A 24263-nucleotide genomic window follows, 5' to 3' on the forward strand; every position below is an offset into this window, starting at 1 on the left:
ATGAATTTCCGAAGGTAGTGGAGTTCGCTGCCGGTGTCAAGCCGGTTCCGCACGGTTTGAAAAAAATTGCTTCGCGTCAGCCAAATTTTTATCGGCTGCTATACTTGCGTATCAATAACCCTATGAACGATAGAGTTTATAGCGGGTCCTATTCGTTTTGTTCGAACCCGGCAGGCTGCGCCGGATGCCGGCCCGATAGGCAGCGGGTACAGAGAGCCGGCGGTTTTTTCGTCATTTTATCAAATGGAGGTCGTGGTTGGGAGACTATTATGATCAATGATATGAATCCGCGGGACATTGTCGGCGAATTCCGGGAAACCGTACTGAATCTGTACGGCGGCATGCAGCGTAAAGTGTTTTATACCGGGATCGAAACCCCTTATCCGGACGGCAAACTGATCGTATCGACAACCGATCCGACCGGCATCATCACCCATGTGAACCAGGCATTTATCGATATGTCCGGCTATACCGAGGCAGAACTGATCGGGGCGCCGCATTCGATACTGCGGCATCCCGACATGCCTTCCGCCGCCTTTAAAGATTTGTGGGATACGGTCGAAAGAGGTGAAAAATGGCAGGGTTTCGTCAAAAACCTGCGCAAGGACGGCGGCTATTACTGGGTTAAGGCGACCGTGGTTCCGAATATCCGCAAAGGCGTGGTCGTCGGTTATACGTCCGTGCGCCGGAAGCCTTCCCGCACGAAGGTGGAAGAATGCATCGCGCTTTATCCGACACTTTTTTGATCAGGAAATCCTATGTCGTTTCTGTTTACCGTCAGTCCTGATTTTACGCCCGACCACTTGTCCGGCTGGTATATTTTCAACACGTGGCTGCAAAAGCAAACCGGCGTCGCGATCCATCTGGAGATGTACAACGGTTTCAACGCCCAACGCGAGGCGATCAGCCAGGACAAGGTCAACCTGATTTATGCGAATCCTTACGACGCGGCAATGCTGGTCAGAGAGAAAGGTTTTCTGCCGCTGGCCAAGCCGGTAGGCGAATCCGACGAGGCGATCATTGCGGTTTCCGCGAGCAATCCGGTCAGTGACGCGGCGGAGTTGACGCCGGGTATCCGGCTGGCGTTTACCGACGATCCGGATGTCAAGATGATGGGAATGATCATGCTCGAACCGGGCGATCTGGATGTGGGCAATATGCAAAGCATGCCGTGCGACGCCTATGTCCAGGTCGCCAAGCATTTGCTACGGGGCGAGGCCGATGTCGGGATCTTCCTGGCCGAGGCTTACGACGGCCTCTCCGAGATGATCAAGAAACAGTTGAAAATCCTGGTGCGCAGCCAGATCAGCGTGATCCATCACTCGTTGATGATCGGCCCCGGGCTTTTGGACAAGCGCGAACAGTTTCAGCAATGCCTGCTCGGCATGACCGGAGACGAAAAAGGGCGGGGCGTGCTGGAAAGCCTCGGTTTCAGGGCCTGGGAAAAGGTCGATGACGAAGAAATGGAGTTCATGATCGACCTGATGGATACGCTCACCCTCTGAGCGCTTGAGAGGTTCTCCGGAGGATTTTTCCCGAGGACCGGCAGCCTTCCGGCCGGGAGGCTCAATGCGCACCGGCAGCCGGCCGGCGGATGCCGGTGAAATGTTTGCGCCAGTAGGGATTGTTCAGGCTCGAAACCAGCACCTTTCCGGTTCGGCGGCTGGCGGCGTGCACGAACCGGTCGCCGCTGACGAACAGGCCGACGTGCGAAAACGCGCCGCCGTCGGTGTTGAAGAAGACCAGGTCGCCCGAGCGCAAGTCATCGGCGCGGGGCAGGGCTCCGGCCATCTCTCCGGCCGTGCGCGGCAACAGGATGCCGTGCCGCTGATAGACATGGCGCACGAAGCCGCTGCAATCGAAGCCCTCACCCGGTGATGCCGCACCGTAGCGGTAGGGCGCTCCGACCAGGCTCAGCGCATAGCGGGTAACCGGCGGAAGATGCGCCTGCGCAGCCGGTGAGGGCATCGGGGCGGGGGGCATCTTCGGCGCGCTCGAGCAGGCGGCCAGCAAGGCGAAAACTGCCGCGAGCGCCGGCTGGGGAGGGAGGGCGATTGGAAGGAAGTCAGTCTGATGTTTCACCGTACCCGCTCGTATTTTTATGCACTTTAAAAATAGACCCGTTGATTAAAATGACGCATAAATACTCCCAAAGGTACGTGGCGTGATTAAATCGTTCGATCCCGCTGCGGCGGTTCGGGCGAAACGGACTTTTCCAAACGGCGGCGAAAGTCTTCCAGTTGCTGCAGCAAGCCGTCGCTGAAGCCTTCCAGCTGCTCTTCAAGTTCCGGAAGATGCTGTTGCAGGTTCCTGTTGATCGCCTCGCCGATTCCCTGCAGGCTTTTGAAAATCTCTCCGAACGGCAGATGAAGAAAGTTGTTCATCGTCTGCAGGTACTCGACTTTCCATTGATCGTCTTCTTCGGCCAGTACGGTATCGAAAGCGACCGTCCTGTGATCGGGTGGTTTCAGCGTCAGGACGGTCGCCACCCTGGCGTTGTCACCGTCGACCTTGACGGCCCCGGTTCGAACGGATGCCTGTTCCAGTTCGGGTTGCTGGGTGACCAGGTATTGAGAAACCTGAGTCGTGTAAGTTCTGGCGATTTCGGGATTGCCTTGCGCCATCGCTTCCCAGAACGCCTGGGCTACTTTTTCCGGCGGTGGGCCGCTCTGGCAGCCGTTCAATAGGAACAACAAACCGAACAAGCCCGCGAAGCGGGCCGGATTTTCTTTTAGAGGATAAAGAAAGATCCGCGGCGATAGGGTTGTCGTAATCATTCGAAACCTCCAGGTAATAGCGGTAACCCCCGACAAGGTTTTATGCGCAAGAGGCGGAATCGAACGAAAAATGCCTCCAGGTCAGTAACGCACCTTGTCGCCTTTCTGCGTCCAGGCAGCGAACGGCCGCAACGCATCCGGCAGGTCGAGACGCAGCATCGCGATCCTTCGCTCGGCGGGCGGAACGGCCAACTCGTCATAGATGAAGCTGTCGTCGAACTCCGCGGCCGCCGCATCGTGTCGGTCGCAGGCGAAGTAAACCTTGTGCAGCCTGGACCAGTAAATTGCGCCGAGGCACATCGGGCAGGGCTCGCAGCTGGTATAAAGGATGCAGTCGGTCAGCTGAAAATCCTGCAGTTTCCGGCAGGCAAGCCGAATCGCCATGATTTCGGCGTGCGCGGTCGGATCGAGGCGGCGGGTGACCCGGTTGCCGCTACGCGCGATGATCTCGCCCCGCTTCACGATCAGCGCGCCGTAAGGGCCTCCCTGTCCCGATTCGACATTCTCTACCGCCAGATCGATCGCCTGCTGTAAAAATTTTTGATGCGTCATAGACCCAGCGGATTGTCCGGATCGATCCCGTCCATGAACGGCAGCCGGCGATCCTGATTGGTCAGCTGATATACCTTGCCGAGCCAGTTGTCGAATACCGCTCTGGCCGTATCGCGCCAGGTGTTGTCGATCGTGCCAAGCACCTGGTTTTCCGGAAACTCGTCAAGAGGAGAGCCCGCTTGCCGTGCGGCGATCACATGCTCCCGATAGTCGGTGAAGACGCGCTGCGCTTCCGGAGTGAAATAATTGACCGGAAACGGCGGATAGCCGTCGGTTTCGGCGCGGTAGTAACGCAGGACCTCGCGCTTGTATTCCTTCAGCAGGCTGATATCGTCGTACTCGGGATGGCCCTGGAAGAACACGACCCGGAATCCGTCCGGGCTGACCGCCAGATGCACGCCCGCATCCGGACTGACTGCGAGCACCTTAAGTCCCTTTGCCTCCATGTCCTTCCGAAAAATTTCATTGAAACGCGAATGCGGCACGTCGAAGCGGGTGTTGATCTCGGCGACCAAAGGATGCGAACGATTGACCAGTCGATGCGAGAAAACGCCCCAGCGCTTGTCCGGCAGCCGGGTGCGCTCGATGCCGTAACAGAACTCGATCAAGGCATGCGTCGCCAGGCACGAACACAGCACCGAAGTGACGTTTTCCTTGGCCCAGGTAAACACCTCGGTCAACGGTTGCCAGAAGTTTTCCTCGGGCAGGTGCGGATGGGTCACGTTCGCGCCGCTGATGATCAGCGCGTCCAGGCCGTCCTCCTTGATTTTTTCGAACGGCTCGTAATAGCGGGCGATATGCGCCTGCGCCGCTTCGCCTCGCGGCAGGCCGTCGATCGTAAACGGATGGACGTGGAACTGCGCGATCTGGTTGCAGGCGCCGACCAGCCGGAAGAATTGCCGTTCGGTAGCCTCCAGCGCGGCATCCGGCATGATGTTCAGCAGGCCGATGTGCATCTCGCGGATGTCCTGTCGGCTGGCGCGGTCGACTTCCAGGATTTCTTCGCCTTCCTCCCTGAGTCGGGCGAACGTCGGTAAATCGGTATGGGCGACTAAGGGCATCGTCCGAATCCCTCACTGCCGAGCCGCGATCGCGGCGGCGACGAGCCGGATAAAATCGTCTTCGTTCCGCACCTTGGCCGCATCGTGCGCATTGACCGTATAGCCGTACCGGTCGGCGATCGCCCGGTAGCGCGGGAGGCGGGACCGGTACAATTCCGGAAATACCCAGGTCACGAATTCGTCGGGAGGCATCGCCTCGGTCGACGGATAGTTTTTCAGCGCCATGAACTCGGCGAGTTTCTCGTCGAGAAAGGCTTCCCGGTAATAGAGCGGCTTCGGGTCGGTCTTGGAGCGCCGGATGATCGTCTGTTCGAGATCCTTGGGGATTTCGATATAGACGATCAGCGTATGCTTGGCCAGCGTTTCGAGCACTTCGGGGCGGTCGAGCTCGCAAACGCTGCCGCCGGCGTCGTTGATGAAATGCTTGTAGCCGTAGATATCCTCGGCCTTGCGGATGAAGTCCGGCACATCGTTCATCGCGCAGATTTCGGCCTGATGATGCAGCTTCTGCCGGCGCTTGAATTCTTCGAGGGGAAGCCCGTGGAGTTGGGGATTGCCCAGTTTGCCGAGGAAACTCGATACCGGGGCGAGATTCTCGACGGTGATGTTGTTGCTGATCCGGATCGAGTCGGAGAGCAGCAGGTCGCGCAGGAAAGGCACATGCATCGCCTGGCGCTTGATGTTGTCCATGATCGGTTCTTCGAGATAACGGGTGCCGATCCGGTAATCGCCCGAATAATGAAACCATTTGGCTTTGGGCAGTTTGTTGGCGAGGGTGGTCTTACCGGCGCCGGACATCGCCAGCAAGGTAATCCGCTTCGTTTCCCAGTCCAGGAATTCCTGGGGGTCCATTTTCATAAAGTTTTATTTCCCGCTTCAGTCCAAATAATCCTCGAAATCGATGTCATCGGGGTTGCGCCGATGTTCGTCCAGGTCGGTATAGCCCAGATCGTCGTCTTCGAGGTCGTCGAAAGGGGCGCTCCAGTCTTCCGGTTCTTCAATATAGTCGAAGGTCGAATTATACCAGCTCTCATGGTCGTATTCGCCGATGTCGCCGTCGAGATACTGGACCTCGATCGAATCTTCGCCTTCCTCGATATTGATGACCTTGAAAGTCAGATTGTTTTCCAAATCTTTGTACCAGTTTCCGACGATGGGATCTGCCACGGTTGCCATGCGAGTTACCTCCGATAAATTGAGTTTGTGCTGTATCTGAATGAAAAACGGCAGGATTTCAATCGCGCTCCTGACCGACAGCGCAATCATCGTTCCGTTGATGACGATATGGATGCGTCCTGCCCGGCTTCAGTTCAACCGGGCCGACAGTTTTCGCCAGCTGTAGAGGAAGTGTTGCTTTCTTGCAAGGTGGGGCTGTGCTAGGATGCGCACACTTACGACTCTTCAGCGGGTTTCACATGCAGAAATTATTTATCGGTGGGCAGAACGGCGTCAAGGTATTCTTGAATGCCGCGATGGGTAATCGCCACGGGCTGATTTCCGGCGCGACCGGAACCGGCAAGACCGTGACCCTACAGGTTCTGGCCGAAGGGTTTTCAAGGATCGGCGTGCCGGTGTTTCTGGCCGACATCAAGGGCGACCTGTCCGGCATTGCGCTGCCCGGCCAGGCCGGCGAGCGGATCGGCGAACGCGTCAAACAGGTCGGCCTGGAAGATTTCCAGCCACGCGGCAATCCGGCGGTGTTCTGGGACGTGTTCGGCAAGACCGGCCATCCGGTCCGTACGACCATCGCCGAGATCGGCCCGCTGTTGCTCGGCAATCTGCTGGAACTGAACGACACGCAAAGCGGCGTCTTGTACAGCGCCTTCAAAATCGCCGACGACAACGGGATGCTGCTGCTCGATCTGAAAGACTTGCGCGCGCTTTTGATCTGGATGGGCGAGCATGCGAAGGCATTGCAGGCCGAATACGGCATGATCGCTTCCGCGAGCCTGGGGACGATTCAGCGGCAGCTCCTGGTGCTGGAACAGCAGGGCGCCGAGCATTTCTTCGGTGAGCCGGCGCTGGATCTCGAAGACATCATGAAAACCGACTTTTCCGGCAACGGTGTGATCAGCCTGCTCGATGCCACCGAACTGACCAGCAAGTCGCCGCGCCTGTACGCGACCTTTCTACTCTGGCTGTTGGGCGAACTGTACGAGAATCTGCCCGAAGCCGGCGATGCCGACCGGCCGAAGCTGGCGCTGTTCTTCGACGAGGCGCACCTGATGTTCGATCAGGCGCCGAAAGCGCTGGTCGACAAGATCGAGCAGATCGTCCGGCTGATCCGTTCGAAAGGTGTGGGGATTTATTTTATCAGCCAGAATCCGCTCGATATCCCGGAGGAAATTCTCGGCCAGCTGGGACTCAAAATCCAGCATGCGCTCAGGGCGTTTACGCCGAAAGACCAGGCGGCCCTCAAAAGCGTCGCGGGCACTTTCCGCACCAATCCCTCCCTCGATACCCAAACCGCGATACTGGAACTGAAAAAAGGCGAGGCGCTGGTGTCGGTGCTCGATACGGACGGCGCTCCGACGCCGGTCGAACGGGTATTGATCCGTCCTCCCGAATCGCAGATCGGGCCTGTGGCCGAGGAACAACGCCAGGAAATGCTGAACCGCTCGCCCTTCAAGGGGCGCTATGAACAGGCCGTCGACCGCGAGTCCGCTTACGAAATGCTCAAACAGAAAGCGCAAGTGGCCAGCGCGGAAGATTTGCGGGACATTTCCGACCGGATCGGCGGCAAACGTTCCGCTCCCGCGCGTCAGCCGCGCAGTCGCGAAACTGCGACCGAAGCACTGCTCAAAAGCGCCGCGAGAAGCATCGGCAGCCAGGTCGGACGACAGATCGTGCGCGGCGTGTTGGGCTCTTTGCTGGGCGGGCGGCGCTGACTCAAGCCGAAGTAGGGTACGCTGCGCGTACCATTATTGATGGTCGTTTCAATATTGAAAAAAGGTACGCGCAGCGTACCCTACGCAAAAAGGCATTCGCTCAGTTACTGCATGAAAACACTGTATTCAGAGATCAATCCCAACCGTACTTTTTATCTTGAAACCGGCAGTGCGCATTCGGTTTACGTCGAGGAAAGCGGCAATCCGAGCGGTATTCCGGTGATTTTCCTGCACGGCGGTCCGTGCTCCGGCACCAGGCCGGACCATCGGCGCTTCTTCGATCCCGAGCGTTACCGGATCATCCTGTTCGACCAGCGCGGCTGTGGCCAGTCCAAGCCGTTCGGTGAAATCGGCAACAACACCACGCAGGATCTGATCGATGACATGGAGCGGATTCGCGCCTATTTGCGCATCGACCGATGGCTGTTGTTCGGCGGTTCGTGGGGCGCCGCGCTGGCGCTGCTGTATGCCCAGCAGCATCCGGAGCGCGTGCTCGGAATGATCCTGCGCGGCGTCTTTCTGGCCCGGCAGACGGATATGGACTGGTTTCTGAAAAACGGCGCGGGGAAAATCTATCCCGAACAATGGCAGCGCCTCTATGAAAGCGTTCCTTCGCGCGACCGCATCAATCTGCTGCAGGGGCTCTGCCATGCGATTACGGGCGAGGATGAAGTTGCCCGGCGCCGGGTCGCGCGCGAGTGGTCGGCCTGGAGCGCGCAGGTGGCGCTCGGCAATGCGTTTCAGGCGGATGAAAGCGGCCATGTGACCGAACAGATGGTGCTGCAGGCGGCGATGGAACTGCATTATGCCGAGCACGGCTATTTCATCGAGGAAAACCGGATTTTGGACCATTGCGATCAACTGCGGGACATTCCGGCCGTGATCATTCACGGCCGCAACGATCTGGTCTGCCCGATCGAAGCCGCGTTCAGCCTGCACCGGGCATTGCCGGAGGCGGAGATGACCGTACTGCCCAACGCCGGTCATATCGCCCAGAGCGACGAGATGATCGACGCCTTGCTGTCCGCTACCGACCGGTTCGCGGAGCGGCTCGCGGCCGGTGCGGCGGCCGGAACATGAAGGAGGCTCGGATGCCGAAAAAACGCTTGATCATCGCGATGACCGGCGCGACCGGCGCGGTTTACGGGGTCAGGATGCTGGAGCACCTCAAGCCGCAGCCGGAATGGGAAACGCATCTGGTCGTCTCGGATGCGGGGGTCGTGAACCTGAAGCACGAGATGGGCATGAAGCGCGCCGATTTGAGCCGGCTGGCCGATGTGACGCACGGAATCGGCGACATTGCCGCGACCATTGCCAGCGGCGGCTTCAAGACCGAGGGAATGATCATCGCGCCGTGCTCGATGAAGACGCTGGCGGCGGTCGCGCACGGCTTCGGCGACAACCTGATCTCGCGTTCGGCCGACGTGGTGCTGAAAGAGCGGCGGCGCCTGGTAATCATGCCCCGCGAAACGCCGCTGAACCTGATGCATATTCGAAACATGGCGACGGTCACCGAAATGGGCGGCATCATCTTTCCGCCGATGCCTGCGTTTTACAGCAAATCGGAGTCGTTGGCGGAAATGGTAAATGAGACGGTTGGGCGGGTGCTTGATCTGTTTGGGGTGAATGTCGATGGCCTGTACACACCCTGGGATGGGCTGTAGATACGCGGTGCGTTTACTAAATCCCGCGTTTTTTAAGTCTTGGCGCCAGAATTTGGGCTGGCCACTTATAGGCGACTGACCAGAAACAGTTTTTGATCGATCTTGCATGATTTTTAGAATATGCTAAATTTCTGCACATGAATGATTTAACTAGAATTTTAGTTTTAGAGAACTTTTTAGGCAACCCTTTGACGCAATGTTTTGCGTCATTTAGGATGGCTAATTGTAGTTAGCGCTCATATGAATGATTCCGTGACCCCAAAGCCGAAACGAGCCGACGGCCAGATCACTGGCTTAGCTGGCGAACTGTTTGTAGCTGCCGAGTTGTTGAAGCGGGGGATTCAGACATCCATCACTTTCGGCAATGCCAAAGCAATTGATTTGCTTGCGCACAACCCGGACACGGGTCGCAACTTTACAATTCAGGTCAAGGCAATCCGCAAGAAGAACGTCTTTCCCATTTCGCATAACAAGATTCAGCCTGCCCACGTTTACGTCTTTGTTGTCCTCAATCAGCCCGGCGAGGCGGTTCAGTACTTCATTGTGCCTGGCACTACACTTGCAAATGAGCCTGAGAGATTCACGCACTGGTTTCTAGATCCAAAGTTCCCAGGGTTTAATTGGCGCATCTTGCAAGAACAAGGCTTTGAGAACGCTTGGCATCTCTTTGCTGAGCGCTAACAATTCATTCAAGCCGACGCCGCTACGCGGCGCGGCTTAATGTAGGCGTTAGGCACCAGATGAAAGATCATGGCTATCACTGCTCTTGCTGCGGCGCATTTCACGATGAAATGCCAACCGCCTTTATTTCCCCAGTGCCAGCCTGTATTTCTGGACTGTCCCCTGAAGAATTTAGTGCGCACGTGGATCGAGGCTCAGATCAGTGCGTAGTAGACGGAAAGGATTTCTTCATTCTTGGCAACATCGAAGTGCCAATTACTGGTAGCAATGAGACGCTCATATGGTCTGTCTGGGGCTCACTTTCTCAAAGCAACTTTGACCGCGCATGCGATCTGTGGAGAACTGAAGGACGCGAGTCAGAACCGCCGTACTTTAGCTGGCTCAACAATCAAATCCCGGGCTACCCAAACACGATCAACATCAAAGCAATGATGCATACCCGCCCGGTGGGAGATCGGCCTCAAATCGAGATCATCGAAGAGCATCACCCTCTTACAGTTGACCAGAAGCAAGGAATCACCATGGCACGTGCGCATGAATTGATTCATAGCGCATTACATGACGAGCCTGGTGCCTAACAATTCGTTCAAGCCGACACCGCTTCGCGGCGTCGGCAAAGCCTCTATGATTGTGGCATTGCCGCCGCCGCAAAGCGGTGCGGCTTAACTCAGCCGGGTAGGTCGGGCAACAGCTTTATCGTTGCCCGACGTCAGGTGGCAATCTTGCTTCGCTATGGCGATAATCTGGAGCCGCTACCCAATTGAAAGCCTACTTTATTCAACCGTGAGCATAAATCTTCACTGTTGTGAAACGTTATGTCGGGGTTATCGCACATGATATAGGGGCATAGAAAATATGGAAAATATTCGAGCAAACTTATAATCGGGCTCGTTCGCGGCGATGGTTAACGGGACGGGCGGGTGCTGGACCTTTGGCGTAAAGATCGGAGGCTTGTATGCGCCTTGGGAGGGATTGTACGCTACGCGTACCTTACATGTCGGAGGGTTTTATATCGAACGCGACGCAGACCCGTTCCTGATCCGACTGAAACGGAACCGTTCGGTGGAACAGGGAAGAGGGGAACAGCACCAGATCGCCGACCTGCTGGTCGACGATCCGGCTCGGAAAATGGTCGTGCAGTCTCGGATAATCGTCGCCGTCGGTGCTGTATTCGAAGCTGCCTTCGTGGCCCTGCTGTTTGTCCGGCAGCTTCAGGTAGACGCAGCCGCTGATCCAGCCTTCCTCATGGATGTGCGAAGTCAGGTAGCCGCCCTGGTTCATCCTGAGGTACCAGGAACTGGCGAATTCGATCCGGCGCGGAAACGCCCGGATGATTTCCTCACTGCTCGCGGCGAAGTGCTGCCGGTATTCCGTCACCTTTTGCCGAAGCAGCGCGGCCAGTTTCCGGAACGAGGGTTCGGAGCGCAGTAACAAGTTCCCGGCAGACTGCATCCCGTAATAGAGTCTTCCCTGTTTCCGTTCGGCGATCGCCAGATGCCGGATGTCCTCCAGGAGTTCCTGCAGCAGCGGGCTTTCGGGGGCGGCCAGTGCTTCGATCCGGGTATGCAGCACATAGTCCATCGGCTGCTTGCAGAAGTTATAGCTGTTCGGCGCTTCGAAATTGGCCGCGTAGTGGGACGCCAGCGTACCGAGCAATACCGAACGGTGCGGGGCCGTGGCCGTCAGCTCGTCGAAGCGCTGTTTGAAGCGTTCGAACTGGCCGGTTTTGTACAGGCATTGCAGTGACCGCTCCTTGCTGTCCGCAAAATCGGAGGCATCGAAATGGGAAATTGCCTCGTTCAGGCGTCCGGCAAGGCAGAGCGTCTCGCCGAGATTGTAGCGGGCGCGGCCGTGCTCCGGCTGTGCCGCCAGCGCCCGCTCATAGCAGCGCACCGCTTCTTCCATCTCGCCGCGGTCGCGCAGGGTTTCGCCGAGCGAATTCCAGGCATCGGCGAATTGCGGGTCCAGATTCACCGCTTCCCCGAATTCTTCGATCGCTTCCTGATGACGTCCCAGTCCGTACAGCACGGTTCCGAGGTTGAAACGGCCTTGCGCATCGGCATGAATCGCCAGAGCCTGGCGGTAGCATTGCTTGGCTTCTTCCAGTTTTCCCTGCTGCTGGAGTACGGTGCCGAGATTGCCATGCGCTTCGAAAAAGCGAGGTTCCAGATCGGCGGCCTTCCGGTAGTGCTGTGCCGCTTCCTTCGGAAATCCCTGGCCTTGCAGCAGCGCTCCGAGATTGAAATGGGCGGACGGCAATGCCGGTTTCAGTTGCAGCGCCTTGCGGTAGCTGGCGACCGCGGCTTTCGGATCGTTCAATTGCGTTTGCAGCACGCCCAGATTGAAATGAATTTCGGCGATACCGGGATCGATCGCCACCAGCTTCCGGAAACTGGCCGCCGCTTCTTTCAATTTTCCCTGCCGTTGCTGGCAAAGACCGATCACGTTGTACAGCACCGGCGCTTTCGGATACGCCGCGAGCAGCGATTGCGCCATCAATTCGGCCTGCTGCAGGCGGCCGCTTTGGTAAAGTTGATGCAGCGACTGCAGTTCGGCGGGTTGGGGCTGTTTTTGAGGCTTCGGTTGGGATTTCACGGGAATCTGCTTTAACGTTGCGGACGGTTAGGCCAACTGACGCGAATTTTTGCTGTTCCGGAAGATCAACGGTTTTTCGTCGGTCGCCAAAGCGCTGTTTCTCGCCGAGGCAATCGCCTCGTCGACCAGGTGGTGATCCGGCGATTTGCTGCACACCGGATCGGCCGCGTACATGTCGCCGGACAACAGATACGCCTGGCAGCGGCAGCCGCCGTGGTCTTTGTGTTTTTCGTCGCAGCTTCGGCACGGCTCCTTCATCCAGGCGTCGCCGCGGAAGAAATTGAACGCTTTCGATTCGTTCCAGATCTGCTCGATGCTGTAGTCTCTCACGTTCGGACAGTCGAGGCCGGGCAGCACGCGCGCCTCGTGGCAGGGCAGCGCCATTCCGTCCGGCGCGATCGTCAAAAAGGTGGTGCCCCAGCCGTTCATGCAGGCTTTCGGGCGGTCTTCGTAATAATCGGGCACCACATAGTAGATCTTCATCTTGCCCGCGACTTTTTCCTTGAACGCCTGCGCGATCGCCTCGGCCTGTTCGAACTGTTCCTTGGTCGGCATCAGCAAGTCGCGGTTCACGTGCGCCCAGCCGTAGTATTGCGTATTCGCGAGTTCCAGATAATCGGCGCCGAGTTCTTCGGCCATTGCCAGGATTTCGGGCATCTGGTGGATGTTCTCGCGGTGGATCACCACGCACAATACCATCGGATAGCCGTGCTTCTTGACCAGATGCGCGACCTTCTTCTTATGCTCGAAAGAGGCGGTGCCGGCGATATGGTCGTTCAGTTCCTGGGTGCTGGCCTGGATGCTGACCTGGATATGATCGAGTCCGGCTTCCTTCAATTGGACGATCTTCTCTTCGGTCATCCCGTAACCGGAGGTGATCAGGTTCGAATAATAGCCGAGCCCGCGCGCATGCCGGACCAGTTCGGCCAAGTCCTTGCGGGTCAGCGGTTCGCCGCCGGAAAAACCGAGTTGCACCGCGCCCATTTTGCGGGCTTCGGACAGCACCCGCTTCCAGTCCTCGGTACCCAGCTCGGAAGGGTACTTGCTGTAGTCGACCGGATTCGAGCAGTACGGGCATTGCAGCGGGCAGGCGTAGGTCAGTTCCGCCAGCAGCCAGCGCGGCGGGGTGGGTTTAAGGTTGTTGGATCCAGCCATTGTTGAGCGCGATGTCGAGGAAAGCGGTAATGTCGTTAGTCAGACCGGAGGTGGCGAACTTCTGTTCCAGTTCGCTGACGATCTGACCGAGGTTGTGCGCGCCGTCGCACAGCTTCAGGATTTCGGCCGAGCTCAGATTCAGTTCGACCATGCCTTCGGGATACAGAATGACGAATTTTTGTTGGGCTTCTTCCCATTGCAGGCGGTGTAGGGGAGAAAATTTGAGTGTCAGGTCCGGATTGATCGTCATGTCGTATTCAGTCAGCCAGTACGGTGGTTGGGAGGCAATGAAAAAAGTTTTTTATGAAAGGGATACTCTTGCCGAAGACGGGAAGCATACTTGCCGGTACGGAAATGTCAAATGATTCGACTAGCCCTGACCGAATTTAAAGCGTCCGGACAGTCATCGCCGCAATCGGTCCGTCTACGGCGACTGCGCCGAGAACACCGTCGCCGATGTCGAGATCGTGAAGCGACCAGTCGCCGGAAGCTCCGCACGAGGCGGGTATATGCAGCATTCCCGTGGGGTGGGCGGGATTGATCACGCAATGCTGCAATCCCAAGCTGATGCCTTGGCCGACGGCTTTCACGAAAGCTTCCTTGCGGGTCCAGAAATAATAAAAGGCAGCCAATCGCTCCGTCTCGGGCAGGGACTGCCAATAGGCCATTTCTTCGGCGCCGAAGCATTTAGCGGCCAAGGCGGACAGATTGGTTCTGGGCTTGCAGGTCTCGATATCGATGCCGAGCCTGCAGCGTCGGACGACCGCGATAGCAAGCCGGTCGGCCGTATGCGACAGGTTGAAGGCGACGTCGGGAAAATCGGCCAGAAAGGGCTTGCCGTGCGCATTGCGGGAAAAGCGGAGTTGCGTCGGCGCGGCGTTGACCGTTTCGCTCAGCAGGAGCCGCAGCCGGGCATGGGTCTCGGCATAATAATCCTGTCTTTGCGGGATTCTGATCCGTTGCGCGCGGACTCTCTCCTCGCGGTCGAGAAGACTCCGGTAAAAAGGGAGATCGGCAGGGGAGGCGGCGAGCCGGCCGAGCCAGATGTCCAGGGAATGTTTACTCATGAGCGGTAGACGGCCGGATGGGGATGGATCATCAAGGCCCCACGAGCGCCAGCCCTTCGCCGCGCGGATCGCTGCCGGCGCTCAACGCGCGCGTTTTTTTGTTCCAGAGCGCCGCCTGCATGTCGCCGTAACGTTCGGTCAGAGCCGTGAGTCGATGCCCTTTCGCCGCGAGGGCATCGAGCTCGGCGCGGCTCAGCGCATCGGGTTCGAACTGGATGGCGTCCGGCAGGTATTGGTGGTGAAAGCGCGGCAGGCTCACCCACGAACGGGGATCGTGGCCTTCCGCGTAGTCGAGCGCCGCGAGCAGCGCCATCGAAATGATCCGGCTGCCGCCGGGCGTGCCCAGCACCGCGACTCCGCGTTCGTTTTCGAGGAAAGTCGGCGTCATGCTCGACAGCATTCGCTTGCCGGGTTGAATCGCGTTCGCCGCGCCGCCGACTAGGCCGAAGGCGTTGCCGGTGCCTGGGCCGCTGGCAAAATCGTCCATCTCGTCGTTCAGCAGCACGCCGGTTCCTGCCGCGACGAAGCCGGAACCGAAAGGCAAATTGATGCTCAAGGTTGCCGCGACCCGGTTGCCGTCCCGGTCGATGATCGAGAAATGGGTCGTGTTGGCGGCTTCGGTGTTTTGCTCAGGCTCGCCGGTCAGCATCGCGCTCGGCAGCGCCTTGTCGAAGCGGATCGTGCTGCGCAGTCCCGCCGCGTAATCGGCATCCAGCAAGCGCTCGACCGGAAGGTGGACGTAATCGGGATCGCCGAGGTACAAGGCGCGGTCGTGATAGGCCCGGCGCATCGCCTCGACGATCAGATGCGTGCGGGCCGTTTCGTCCGCCTTTTGCAGATCGTAACCCGACAGCACATTCAGGGCTTCGATCAGCACGATGCCGCCCGACGAGGACGGCGCGGCGCTGGTGATCTTGATGCCGCGGTACTCGCCTTTGACCGGCCGGCGTTCGACGATCCGGTAGGATGCGAGGTCCGTTTCGGTCCAGATGCCGCCGGCGGCTCTGACGCTATCGACGAGTTTTTCGGCCACTTTCCCGCGATAAAACCCGTCCCGGCCCGATCGGGCGATCCGTTTGAGCGTTTCGGCCAAATCCGGCTGGCGCAGAATCGAGAAAGGCTCGGGCAATTTGCCTTTGGGCAGGAAGATGCGGGAAGCGGCCGGGAAGCGGCGGATCACCGGCTGCCGGGATGCGAGCAGTTTATGGAATTTATGGCCGACGGCGAAGCCGTTCTCGGCATGGCGGATCGCCGGCGCGAGCGAAACCGCTAGCGGCAGGCGGCCGTAACGTTCCGCCAAATGCGCCAGCCCGGCCGGCAGGCCGGGTATCGCGGCGGCCAGCGCGCCGTCGGTCGAGACGTTCGGACGGTTCCGAAACATGTCCTGATGGGCCGCATACGGCGCTTTTTCACGGCCGTCGATCATCGTTTCGAAGCCGTCGCTTGCGCGGTGCAGCAGCCAGTAACCGCCGCCGCCCAGCCCCGAGCTGGAAGGCTCGACCACCGCGAGCGCCGCACTGACCGCGACGGCCGCATCGAACACGTTTCCGCCTTTGGCGAGGATTTCGAAACCGGCGCGGGTCGCCAAAGGGTGCGCGCTGGCGATGGCAGCTTGTGGTTCGGAAGAAGGATTCGCACGCAGCGGCGCCGCAACGCACAGCAGGCAGGCGTAAAGGCAGGCCCGACGCTTCGGTTTAAGCATCCGGTTCGTCATACAGTTCGATCACCATGCGTTTGAACCATGCCGGACGGAACAGCACGACATAGATGCCGATCACGCTGGTGACCGGCATCGGGCCGATGCCGAGTACGGTCAGCAGGATTAGCACGGTCAACAGCTTGATTCTCAGGTTCATCGACGATCGCTTATCCACCGATACGAAGGCGTTAATCCCACTCCAGAATCTTCCACATGTTGATCTGGCTGCCCCGGTCGCCGTCATTGCCCTGTACGTCCATCTGTCCGTCGCCGTCCGAATCGATGAAGTAATAGGGCGGGCCGATGTCCGGAATCACTTTGATCATATAGAGCCGGCCGCCTTGACGGTATTCCTGGATCGTGTTCTTGCCTTTACGGATGATCGTGATGTCGGGTTCCAGCGTTTCGCCGCTTTGCACCGGCATTGGCGGTTCGGGGACTTCTTGAGGGATTTCTTCGAGCTTGGGTGGGCGTTCGTCAACCGCATAAGCCGGCAAAGCAAGACACCATAACAGAAAGAATCGGCGCATGACGGTTGTTTCCAAAGTCAGAAATCGGGTTATCTTAATCGGTCGAACGAATCGGCCGCAAATAAATCGCGGCTTGAACCACCGGGCGTTACCACACCAGATCATCGGGAATCTGGTATTGGGCATAAGGATCGTCGCAGTTTTCGACCGGCGCGGCGGAAGCATCGTTCCACACGATCACGCAGGCCGGGTCGCGCTCGCGGATTTTTCCGGCAATCTCGACCGGCACCACTTCGTAGCGTTTGCGCAGTCTGACGATGGCCAATTTGCCGCCGGTGATCTGTTCGCGCATCGCTTTCGGCACGAACAGTTTTTTGACCTTGTTTCGGTCGGTAAAATGATAAGCCTGGCTGTCGTCGTATTCCTCGATCGCAGTTTCGTCGATCGCGATACGGTTGTTTTCGATCAATTGCCGGATTTGCGCGGCAAGCTGTTTTTTCTCTTCCTGCTCCTGTCTGAGCCGGTTCAGTTCCTTGTCGCGTTCGGCCTGTTCGGCCAGCGCTTGCTGCGCCAGCCGTTTGGCTTCATCGACAGCCTGCAGGTTATTATGGCGCTGCTGCTGAACCTGTTTATGCTTATCGGACTTGGCGGTCCTGGCCTGGGCGGTCGTGACAAGGCCCGCCTTCAATAATTGTTCCTGCAACGATAATTTTTTTTGACTCATATCCAACATTCCGGTGACATCATTGGGATGTCATTATAGAAGCGTCCCGAGTCATGTCAAAAAGGGATGTTTTACGAACCGGGCAGGCCGGTTTTGCGATGCCGCCGCGGGCGGGTACAATGAATCGGTAGTCAAGGTACGAGGGATACTTCATGAACGACAATTCGAATCATAGCGACGAACAATGGCGCGACAAACTGACGCCCGAGCAGTTCGCGATCTGCCGCCAGAAGGCGACCGAAGCGCCGTTTACCGGCAAATACACGGACTGCGAGACGCCGGGAATTTACCGCTGCGTCTGCTGCGGCAATCCGTTGTTCGATTCCGAGACCAAATACCATTCGGGTTCGGGTTGGCCGAGTTTCTGGGACGTGATGACCGCAAACAGCGTCGCGGAACATTCGGACAGCAGTCACGGCATGCGCCGGGTCGAGGTCGTCTGCAAAGCCTGCGGCGCGCATCTGGGTCATCTGTTTCCGGACGGCCCGCAGCCGACCGGCCTGCGCTACTGCATCAATTCGGCGGCGCTGGATTTGCAGGAAAAATCATGACCGCCAGGCAACACGCCCAGCAGTTGCTGGACTTCATCGACAACAGCCCGAGCCCGTGGCATGCGGCCGCCTTGATCGAAACGGCGGCCAAGGCGTTTCTGTTCGAAAGGCTCGATGAAACCGCGAAGTGGCAACTGCAGCCGGGCGGCCGCTATTACGTGGTGCGCGACGACTCCTCGATCGTGCTGTTCGCGCTCGGCCGGAAAGCGCCGGCCGAAGCGGGCTTCAGCATCGTCGGCGCGCATACCGATTCGCCCGGCCTTCGGCTCAGGCCGAATCCGGCGACCGCCAGTGACGGACTGGTCCGGCTCGGGGTCGAGATTTACGGCGGGCCGATCCTTGCGACTTTCACCGACCGCGACCTGAGCCTGGCTGGTCGGATCAGCTATGTCGACGACCGCGAACGGATCGAACACACGCTGGTACGATTCGAGCGCTCGTTGCTGCGTTTGCCGAATCTGGCGATCCATATGAACCGGGGCGTCAACGAAGACGGCCTGAAGCTGCACAAGCAGAACGAGTTGCCTTTATTGCTCGCGCAACTGGCCGGCGAGCAGCTGCCGCAGCCTTATTTTCTGGCGCTGCTGGAGCAGGGCGCCGGCATCGGCGCGGCGCAGGTTTTGTCCTGGGACTTGGCCGTTTACGATACGCAGAAGGGCGCGTTCTGGGGCGCCAATCAGGAGTTTATCGCGAACGGCCAGCTCGACAATCTGGCCTCTTGCCATGCTGCGCTGCAGGCGCTGCTGGACGAGAATATTCTGAGCCAGACCGACAGCACCTTGGTCTGCGCGTTCTTCGACCACGAAGAAATCGGCAGCGAGAGCTCGATCGGCGCGGCCGGCAGTTTCCTGACCGATATGCTGCAGCGGATCAATCTCGCCGTCTCGCCGGATGCCGAAGATGCGGCTCGTGCGCTGGCCCGAAGCTTTTTGATCAGCGCCGACATGGCGCACGCCTATCAGCCCAATTTCGCGTCGGCTTACGATCCGGACCATAAGGTTCTCGTGAACAAGGGGCCGGTGATCAAATTCAACGCGAATCGCCGCTACAGTTCCGAAAGCGTTTCGGCCGTGCGTTTCATCCACTGGTGCGAGGAAGCCGGCGTACCTTACCAGCGCTATTCGCACCGCAGCGATCTGCCCTGCGGCAGCACGATCGGACCGATCGCCTCGTCAAAGCTGGGCATCCGCGCGGTCGACGTCGGCTGCCCGCTCTGGGCGATGCACAGCATCCGCGAGAGCGTCGGCGTGCTGGATCATGAGTATATGATTCGGGTATTGAAGCGTTTCTTTAAAGGCGATTGAATCGACGGGGCGGTCCGTAATTGAACCGGCTTTCTCGTGTGGTGGATAAGCGAAGTGCGTCCACCACACGAATGCCGGAGGCGCTGATTTGACTTTCCACTCTTCTGGCTGGGATTGTGTTATGGTCAATACACTAAAGGGTGTAGCTAAAAATAATCTCCCGGCCTGCCGCCTGATCGTTCCTATCAGTTGTAGGGTGCGCTGTGTGTACCATTGGGAGGGGGAAGGTACGCACAGCGTACCCTACAGCGGTCTGTGCCCTTTGGAGTGTGGCCCAAAGCCGGCGGGGTATCACGATAAACGTTCGGCGGGAGAGCGAGCGGGGGAAGTTATGATCGGCCCAATCCTAAAGTCGACTTAATCCGTTCTATTTTCGGCCGCATGGGATGGTGAGCGGAAAAATGCTATCATCGTTAATCTTAAATTAACTTGAGAGCCTGGGAGAGATTGTATGAAATTTATTAAACCGGCCGTCATTGGCTTTACCCTGACCCTGTCGGCCCCTGTTTTTGCAGACGATCCGCAGGTCGTGAACCAGCCGAGCGGCGCCGATTTCGTATATGATGTCGTGCTGCGTCCGGCCGGTTTTGTGTCGACCGTTTTGGGTACCGGTTTCTATCTTGCGATGAGTCCTTTTACCGCGATCACCTCGCTCCAGCCGCCTCATAATCAGTTCGAAAAATTTGCCGATCTGGTCGTCGTGAATCCGTACAAATTTACCTTTACCCGTCCGGTGGGCGATTATAACTTTCCGCAGACCGAGAGATAATTTCAGGTAGTTCGCCAGATTTAGGGATAACGGTGCGGGCAGGATATTGGAGCATATCCTGCCTTTTGCTCAGAGAGGGTAGAAACCCCGATTCGGTTTCCGGGGGTTAAGGCTCTCCGGTTTATTCCACTTCCCTTCATTCTCCGGATCTATAAAGGACCGGCTGGAGCCGCTGTGACGCGTGCGTACGATTAGGCGCGTTCTTTATATTGTTTATAGGCATTGATCAATCCGTTCGTCGAACTGTCATGGCTGGTGATGATCCGGTCGTTTTTCAGTTCGGGCAGGATCGCCTTGGCCAGCACCTTGCCGAGTTCGACGCCCATCTGGTCGAACGAGTTGATATGCCAGATCACGCCTTGCGTGAAAATCTTGTGTTCGTAAAACGCGATCAGAGAACCCAACGTTCTCGGCGTCATCTTTTTATACAGGAAGGCATTGGAGGGTTTGTTGCCGTCGAACACTTTCGAGGCCACCAGCACCCGGTCTTCCCGTTCTTCGGGCGACAGCCGGGCTTTGACTTCTTCCTCGGTCAGGCCGTTCATCAGCGCTTCGGGCTGGGCGAGGAAATTGGAGATCAGGATGTCATGGTGTTCCGGCAGAGGATAATGGCTGCTTGCGGCGGCCATGAAGTCGCACGGGATCAGCTTGGTGCCCTGATGGATCAACTGGAAAAAGGCGTGCTGGCCGTTGGTGCCGGGCTGGCCCCAGATGATCGGGCCGGTGCTGTAATCGACCCGATTGCCGTCCAGATCGACGCTTTTGCCGTTGCTTTCCATGTCGCCCTGCTGCAGGTAATCCGCGAAATAGCGCATCGACTGGTCGTAAGGAATCACCGCGTGCGAATCGGCGCCGAAAAAATTATTGTACCAGACGCCGAGCAGGGCCATGATGACCGGAATGTTCCGGTCGAACGGCGTATGGCGGAAATGCAGGTCGGCCTCGTAAGCGCCTTGCAGCAGTTCTTCGAAATGATCCATGCCGATGCTCAGCGCGGTCGATAAGCCGACCGCCGACCACAGCGAATAGCGGCCGCCGACCCAGTCCCAGAACTCGAACATGTTCTCGGTATCGATGCCGAACCGGGCGACATTCTCCGCGTGCGTCGAGATCGCGACGAAATGTTTCGGAATCGCCGCTTCCGATCCGGAGCGCTCGGTCAACCAGTTTCTGGCCGACCGGGCGTTCATCATGGTTTCCTGGGTATTGAAAACTTTCGAGGCGATCACGAACAAGGTCGTTTCGGCGGACAAGGGTTTCAGCACCTCGACCAGATTAGTTTGGTCTACATTCGAAACATAGTGGACTTTGAGCCGATCCGAACCGTAAGGGGACAGCGCCGCGGACACCATTTTGGGACCCAGGCCGGAGCCGCCGATGCCGATGCTGACGATATCGGTGATGGCCCGGCCGCTATAGCCTTTCCAATCCCCCGCTCGGACCGCTGCGCAAAAGGCGCGCATTTGGGCCAGTACGCGGTTGATGTCCGGCATCACATCCTTGCCGTCGACATACACGGGGGTGTTGCTGCGGTTACGAAGAGCCGTATGCAGAACGGCGCGGTGTTCAGTGATATTGATGATTTTGCCGGTGAACATCGCCTCGATTTTCTGCCTGAGCCCTTGCGATTCGGCCAAGTCGACGAGGAGGGCAATGGTTTCTTCGTGGATGCGGTTTTTGGAGTAATCGAAAATGATGTCGTCGAGCCGGAGGGAGAACTTTTTGAAGCGGTCCGGGTCTTTCCTAAAAATTTCCCTCATCGATTCGTTTTGAATGTATTGAAAATGGGTTTTGAGTGCGCTCCACGCTTTGGAATGAGTCAATGACGACATTTTTAGGGACTCCAAGATCTAAATAATCCGAATTAGTGGGTGTAAGTCTACGGAAATGAAGGGAGTATGGCAATAGAACATTGGCGGGCGGAAGAAGGTTTGACGGATTACCGGCTGGAAGGTCATCAATGCCTTGAATTTAAGGGTTTTGATATGCTAGAGTGGCCTACTGGCAATTGACTTTATTGGAAATAAGGTTATTTTGGGGAGTTCAAGCGCTGCTTAGAGCTTGGTTGTTGTAAATATAATAATTTATCGAAACTGGAAGGCATTATGAACAGAGCACATTTTATCGCAAAAGGTTTTCTAGGAATGCTGGGCCTGCTGCTGTCTGCGGCGGTCTGGGCGCACGGCGGCGCAGCGGGTACCGATACCGATCAATGTAAATTCGAACTGGAGCCGAGCCACTGGATCCATTACACCGCCTATCAGCCGAAATCCTATCCGGCCGAAGAGTTTTGCGGCAAACTTCCAGGTGCCGCTACCCCGACTCAGCTGGTTTTCGATTACCAGGACATGAGATACCGGAACATGTCGGTTGAATTTGAAGTCACCAAAGAGCCGGAAGGCACCCGGGTATTTTTCCTGCCTGCCAGCAAGCACAAATCCGGCACCGTCAATCTGGACTTGCCGAACGGCGTGCCGGAAGCGGGCAAATACCTGATCCATATCACGCTGGTGCCTGATCAAGGCGATCGCCTGGATGCGCATATGAGCTTCACCGCAGGTACCGGCGCGCCGACCAGCACATCCAGCTATGTGCTGTATATTCTGTTCGCGTTTGCGGGTGTGTATGGACTGTATCTGTCCAACGCCGCATTCAAAAACAAAGTCGACGGTTTGCTCGGAAAGAAAACGAGCGCCTAGTTTTTGAGCTCCGCGAGGGCGGGGTTTTGTTCGCGTTAACGTCTTTCCTGCCGGAAGCGTTAACGCGGAATCTTAGTTTGAAGTTGTAGAGGTAAAGTGATGGTAAAATTATTGTGGGCCGGAGCACTGGTTCTGGGATTTGCTGCGCCGCTCGCGGCTCAAGAATATGAAGACCATAACAAGATGCTGATGGATCACGGGGCCGGCCACTTGATGGACATGGGCGGCGGGATGGTAATGGGGCAAAATACCGATACGTTGCCGGGCGGCTGCGACAAGATTTCGGAAACGAAAGAAATCACGGTCCGTGCCGGGCATAAATACGCGGAGAAATTTCCGGGCAGGATGTTCGCGTTCGACACCCAGGAGTTCCAGTTCAAACCTTGCACCAAACTGACGGTGCACTTCATCAACGAGGACGGCATCAGACATCAATGGATGATGCACGGTTTACCGAAATACCTCTATCCGAAAGGCATGTTTCACCTGGAAGTTTCGGGCCCTGCCAAGATTTCCGGCACGCTGATTCTGCCGCCGGGCGACAAAACCTATCTGGTGCATTGCGATATTGCCCAGCATATGGAAAAAGGCATGAAGGCGCAGCTGAAAGTCGGCGCGGGCAGCGGCGATTTGCCGAGCATTCCGGGCGTGACCGCGCTTGAAATTTCCGACGATTACACCGACAGCGCCATTCCGGTAATTGCGAAGCCGGCGGCTGCTTCGACGACTTCTTCCGAGCCGGGCTCTGTGTCGTCGCCATCTCCTTCCTCCGTTTCGACGCCTGCGGTTCGGCAAGACGATTCTTTCGTTTCCGGCATTACCGTGATCGGGCTCGCGATCGGCTTATTGCTGGCGCCGGTATTGGCGCGTACCTTCAAAGGCATGACGTTTTCCGAAGCCGCCACCCATGCGTTCGTGTTGCTGCGCCAGTTTATCGAGCTGTTGCTGGGCTTGATCGCCAAGCTGGTCAAGATGATTTCTTCGAACAAGTCGAAGATGTTGCCCCGCGGCTGATTTGGATGAATTCTACCGGACCCCTGTCTGCAGATTGCAGCAGGGGTTTTTATTGAGCATCGAAAATGCGGGAAGCCTGGTTTGAAATCGGCGGCTTGTTTGTCAGCGCCTTCGTTTCCGCCACCATCGCGCCCGGAGGTTCCGAAGCGGTACTGGCTTATTTGCTTGCGGAAGGGCGGCATCCGGCCCTGGCCTTGGTCGGCGCCGCGACGCTCGGCAATACCCTGGGTGCGATGACGACATGGGGATTGGGCATGTTGGCCGCAAAACGTTATCCGGCGGCTTCGCTGTTGCCGGAAAAATCGCAAAAAGCGCTGGATGTGGTCATGAAACGGGGCATTTGGGCGTTGTTCTTTTCCTGGCTGCCGGTCATCGGCGATGCGCTGTGTTTTGCGGGCGGCTGGTTGAAATTGCCGCTGTTGACCGGTACGCTTGTGATTCTGCTCGGCAAACTCGGCCGGTATGGGGCAATCGCCTGGGTGTTCGGTTAAGGACTTCCATATCCCAGCTACGAAGGCCTTTTCGAAAATTGAATTGAGCCGCGCTTCGATCCTTTGCCGCTGAGGTCGCGGATTCTGGCTGGAAGAGCGGTA

General features: G+C 57.6%; 28 protein-coding genes. 13 read left to right on the plus strand and 15 right to left on the minus strand.

All coding sequences use genetic code 11. The annotated features are described in order from the left end of the window. Nucleotides 1-269 precede the first annotated feature (269 nt). Together CC94_RS0111315 and CC94_RS0111320 are read left to right on the plus strand one after the other, a co-directional pair. Nucleotides 270-746, plus strand: coding sequence for a PAS domain-containing protein (locus CC94_RS0111315; RefSeq protein WP_005369907.1), 477 nt, complete (start codon nucleotides 270-272; stop codon nucleotides 744-746). 12 nt (nucleotides 747-758) lie between these two features. After that, a complete protein-coding gene (locus CC94_RS0111320; protein WP_005369909.1) occupies nucleotides 759-1505 on the plus strand; it encodes a phosphate/phosphite/phosphonate ABC transporter substrate-binding protein in 747 nt (248 codons plus the stop codon). A 61-nt stretch (nucleotides 1506-1566) separates the two neighbouring features. Here CC94_RS0111320 and CC94_RS0111325 read toward each other — a convergent pair whose 3' ends face one another. From CC94_RS0111325 to CC94_RS0111350, 6 genes are all read right to left on the minus strand, one after another. Then, a complete protein-coding gene (locus tag CC94_RS0111325) occupies nucleotides 1567-1968 on the minus strand; it encodes a C40 family peptidase (RefSeq protein WP_245549464.1) in 402 nt (133 codons plus the stop codon). A gap of 200 nt (nucleotides 1969-2168) precedes the next feature. Beyond that, nucleotides 2169-2777 carry a hypothetical protein gene (locus CC94_RS0111330; protein WP_005369913.1) on the minus strand — a complete coding sequence of 203 codons (609 nt, stop codon included), beginning with the start codon at nucleotides 2775-2777 and terminating at the stop codon, nucleotides 2169-2171. 81 nt (nucleotides 2778-2858) lie between these two features. Beyond that, the gene (locus CC94_RS0111335; RefSeq protein WP_005369915.1) at nucleotides 2859-3329 is read right to left on the minus strand and encodes a nucleoside deaminase; all 471 of its coding nucleotides are present in this window, start codon (nucleotides 3327-3329) and stop codon (nucleotides 2859-2861) included. Beyond that, nucleotides 3326-4390, minus strand: a complete 1065-nt coding sequence (gene metA, locus CC94_RS0111340) for a homoserine O-succinyltransferase MetA (RefSeq protein WP_005369917.1) — start codon at nucleotides 4388-4390, stop codon at nucleotides 3326-3328. The genes CC94_RS0111335 and metA overlap by 4 nt, the downstream gene beginning before the upstream one ends. A 12-nt stretch (nucleotides 4391-4402) precedes the next feature. After that, nucleotides 4403-5248, minus strand: a complete 846-nt coding sequence (locus tag CC94_RS0111345) for a P-loop NTPase family protein (protein ID WP_005369920.1) — start codon at nucleotides 5246-5248, stop codon at nucleotides 4403-4405. A gap of 18 nt (nucleotides 5249-5266) precedes the next feature. Further along, on the minus strand, nucleotides 5267-5566 hold the full coding sequence (locus tag CC94_RS0111350; protein WP_005369922.1) for a DUF6763 family protein: 300 nt from the start codon (nucleotides 5564-5566) through the stop codon (nucleotides 5267-5269). A gap of 239 nt (nucleotides 5567-5805) precedes the next feature. On the opposite strand from CC94_RS0111350, the gene CC94_RS0111355 reads away from it, so the two are divergent. From CC94_RS0111355 to CC94_RS21500, 5 genes are all read left to right on the plus strand, one after another. Then, complete coding sequence (locus CC94_RS0111355; protein WP_005369924.1) at nucleotides 5806-7278, plus strand: helicase HerA-like domain-containing protein; 1473 nt, start codon at nucleotides 5806-5808, stop codon at nucleotides 7276-7278. 111 nt (nucleotides 7279-7389) lie between these two features. Then, the gene (gene pip, locus CC94_RS0111360) at nucleotides 7390-8358 is read left to right on the plus strand and encodes a prolyl aminopeptidase (RefSeq protein ID WP_031430896.1); all 969 of its coding nucleotides are present in this window, start codon (nucleotides 7390-7392) and stop codon (nucleotides 8356-8358) included. An 11-nt stretch (nucleotides 8359-8369) separates the two neighbouring features. Then, the gene (locus CC94_RS0111365; RefSeq protein ID WP_031430898.1) at nucleotides 8370-8942 is read left to right on the plus strand and encodes a UbiX family flavin prenyltransferase; all 573 of its coding nucleotides are present in this window, start codon (nucleotides 8370-8372) and stop codon (nucleotides 8940-8942) included. A gap of 240 nt (nucleotides 8943-9182) precedes the next feature. After that, a complete protein-coding gene (locus tag CC94_RS0111370; RefSeq protein WP_031430900.1) occupies nucleotides 9183-9623 on the plus strand; it encodes a PDDEXK-like family protein in 441 nt (146 codons plus the stop codon). A gap of 59 nt (nucleotides 9624-9682) precedes the next feature. Next, complete coding sequence (locus tag CC94_RS21500; RefSeq protein ID WP_036303935.1) at nucleotides 9683-10201, plus strand: DUF2199 domain-containing protein; 519 nt, start codon at nucleotides 9683-9685, stop codon at nucleotides 10199-10201. A gap of 412 nt (nucleotides 10202-10613) precedes the next feature. Here the strand turns inward: CC94_RS21500 and CC94_RS0111380 are convergent, their stop codons facing one another. The 8 genes from CC94_RS0111380 to CC94_RS0111415 all read right to left on the minus strand — a co-directional run bounded on the left by CC94_RS0111380 (nucleotide 10614) and on the right by CC94_RS0111415 (nucleotide 17333). Further along, nucleotides 10614-12218 carry a tetratricopeptide repeat protein gene (locus CC94_RS0111380; protein ID WP_031430904.1) on the minus strand — a complete coding sequence of 535 codons (1605 nt, stop codon included), beginning with the start codon at nucleotides 12216-12218 and terminating at the stop codon, nucleotides 10614-10616. 27 nt (nucleotides 12219-12245) lie between these two features. Further along, nucleotides 12246-13373 carry a pyrroloquinoline quinone biosynthesis protein PqqE gene (gene pqqE, locus CC94_RS0111385; protein ID WP_005369931.1) on the minus strand — a complete coding sequence of 376 codons (1128 nt, stop codon included), beginning with the start codon at nucleotides 13371-13373 and terminating at the stop codon, nucleotides 12246-12248. Continuing rightward, nucleotides 13351-13623 (minus strand): pyrroloquinoline quinone biosynthesis peptide chaperone PqqD, encoded by a 273-nt coding sequence (pqqD, locus tag CC94_RS0111390; RefSeq protein ID WP_005369933.1) that lies wholly within the window; start codon nucleotides 13621-13623, stop codon nucleotides 13351-13353. Before pqqD ends, pqqE begins: the two co-directional genes overlap by 23 nt. Nucleotides 13624-13759: 136 nt before the next feature. Beyond that, nucleotides 13760-14440 carry a 4'-phosphopantetheinyl transferase family protein gene (locus CC94_RS0111395; RefSeq protein WP_005369935.1) on the minus strand — a complete coding sequence of 227 codons (681 nt, stop codon included), beginning with the start codon at nucleotides 14438-14440 and terminating at the stop codon, nucleotides 13760-13762. A 31-nt stretch (nucleotides 14441-14471) separates the two neighbouring features. Then, complete coding sequence (ggt, locus tag CC94_RS0111400; protein WP_031430906.1) at nucleotides 14472-16142, minus strand: gamma-glutamyltransferase; 1671 nt, start codon at nucleotides 16140-16142, stop codon at nucleotides 14472-14474. After that, the gene (locus CC94_RS24090) at nucleotides 16135-16296 is read right to left on the minus strand and encodes a hypothetical protein (protein ID WP_005369938.1); all 162 of its coding nucleotides are present in this window, start codon (nucleotides 16294-16296) and stop codon (nucleotides 16135-16137) included. The genes ggt and CC94_RS24090 overlap by 8 nt, the downstream gene beginning before the upstream one ends. A 31-nt stretch (nucleotides 16297-16327) precedes the next feature. Beyond that, nucleotides 16328-16669 (minus strand): DUF2782 domain-containing protein, encoded by a 342-nt coding sequence (locus CC94_RS0111410; protein ID WP_005369940.1) that lies wholly within the window; start codon nucleotides 16667-16669, stop codon nucleotides 16328-16330. Between the two features lie 88 nt (nucleotides 16670-16757). Beyond that, nucleotides 16758-17333 carry a DUF2058 domain-containing protein gene (locus CC94_RS0111415; RefSeq protein ID WP_005369941.1) on the minus strand — a complete coding sequence of 192 codons (576 nt, stop codon included), beginning with the start codon at nucleotides 17331-17333 and terminating at the stop codon, nucleotides 16758-16760. A gap of 152 nt (nucleotides 17334-17485) precedes the next feature. On the opposite strand from CC94_RS0111415, the gene msrB reads away from it, so the two are divergent. The 3 genes from msrB to CC94_RS21505 all read left to right on the plus strand — a co-directional run bounded on the left by msrB (nucleotide 17486) and on the right by CC94_RS21505 (nucleotide 19957). Further along, nucleotides 17486-17884 carry a peptide-methionine (R)-S-oxide reductase MsrB gene (msrB, locus tag CC94_RS0111420; RefSeq protein WP_005369942.1) on the plus strand — a complete coding sequence of 133 codons (399 nt, stop codon included), beginning with the start codon at nucleotides 17486-17488 and terminating at the stop codon, nucleotides 17882-17884. Next, complete coding sequence (locus CC94_RS0111425; protein WP_031430908.1) at nucleotides 17881-19188, plus strand: M18 family aminopeptidase; 1308 nt, start codon at nucleotides 17881-17883, stop codon at nucleotides 19186-19188. Before msrB ends, CC94_RS0111425 begins: the two co-directional genes overlap by 4 nt. Before the next feature lie 451 nt (nucleotides 19189-19639). Then, complete coding sequence (locus CC94_RS21505; protein ID WP_005369945.1) at nucleotides 19640-19957, plus strand: hypothetical protein; 318 nt, start codon at nucleotides 19640-19642, stop codon at nucleotides 19955-19957. Nucleotides 19958-20148: 191 nt separating this feature from the next. Here the strand turns inward: CC94_RS21505 and pgi are convergent, their stop codons facing one another. Beyond that, entirely contained in the window at nucleotides 20149-21789 is a 1641-nt protein-coding gene (gene pgi / locus CC94_RS0111435; RefSeq protein WP_031430912.1) for a glucose-6-phosphate isomerase, read from the minus strand. Nucleotides 21790-22062: 273 nt separating this feature from the next. Between pgi and CC94_RS0111440 the strand changes: the two genes are divergently transcribed. The 3 genes from CC94_RS0111440 to CC94_RS0111450 all read left to right on the plus strand — a co-directional run bounded on the left by CC94_RS0111440 (nucleotide 22063) and on the right by CC94_RS0111450 (nucleotide 24161). Further along, nucleotides 22063-22656, plus strand: a complete 594-nt coding sequence (locus CC94_RS0111440; RefSeq protein ID WP_005369947.1) for a hypothetical protein — start codon at nucleotides 22063-22065, stop codon at nucleotides 22654-22656. 99 nt (nucleotides 22657-22755) lie between these two features. Continuing rightward, the gene (locus CC94_RS0111445) at nucleotides 22756-23670 is read left to right on the plus strand and encodes a cupredoxin domain-containing protein (protein ID WP_005369948.1); all 915 of its coding nucleotides are present in this window, start codon (nucleotides 22756-22758) and stop codon (nucleotides 23668-23670) included. 65 nt (nucleotides 23671-23735) lie between these two features. Further along, nucleotides 23736-24161 (plus strand): YqaA family protein, encoded by a 426-nt coding sequence (locus tag CC94_RS0111450; protein WP_005369949.1) that lies wholly within the window; start codon nucleotides 23736-23738, stop codon nucleotides 24159-24161. Nucleotides 24162-24263: the final 102 nt, after the last annotated feature.

This window comes from Methylomicrobium agile (assembly GCF_000733855.1).
Classification (GTDB): domain Bacteria; phylum Pseudomonadota; class Gammaproteobacteria; order Methylococcales; family Methylomonadaceae; genus Methylomicrobium; species Methylomicrobium agile.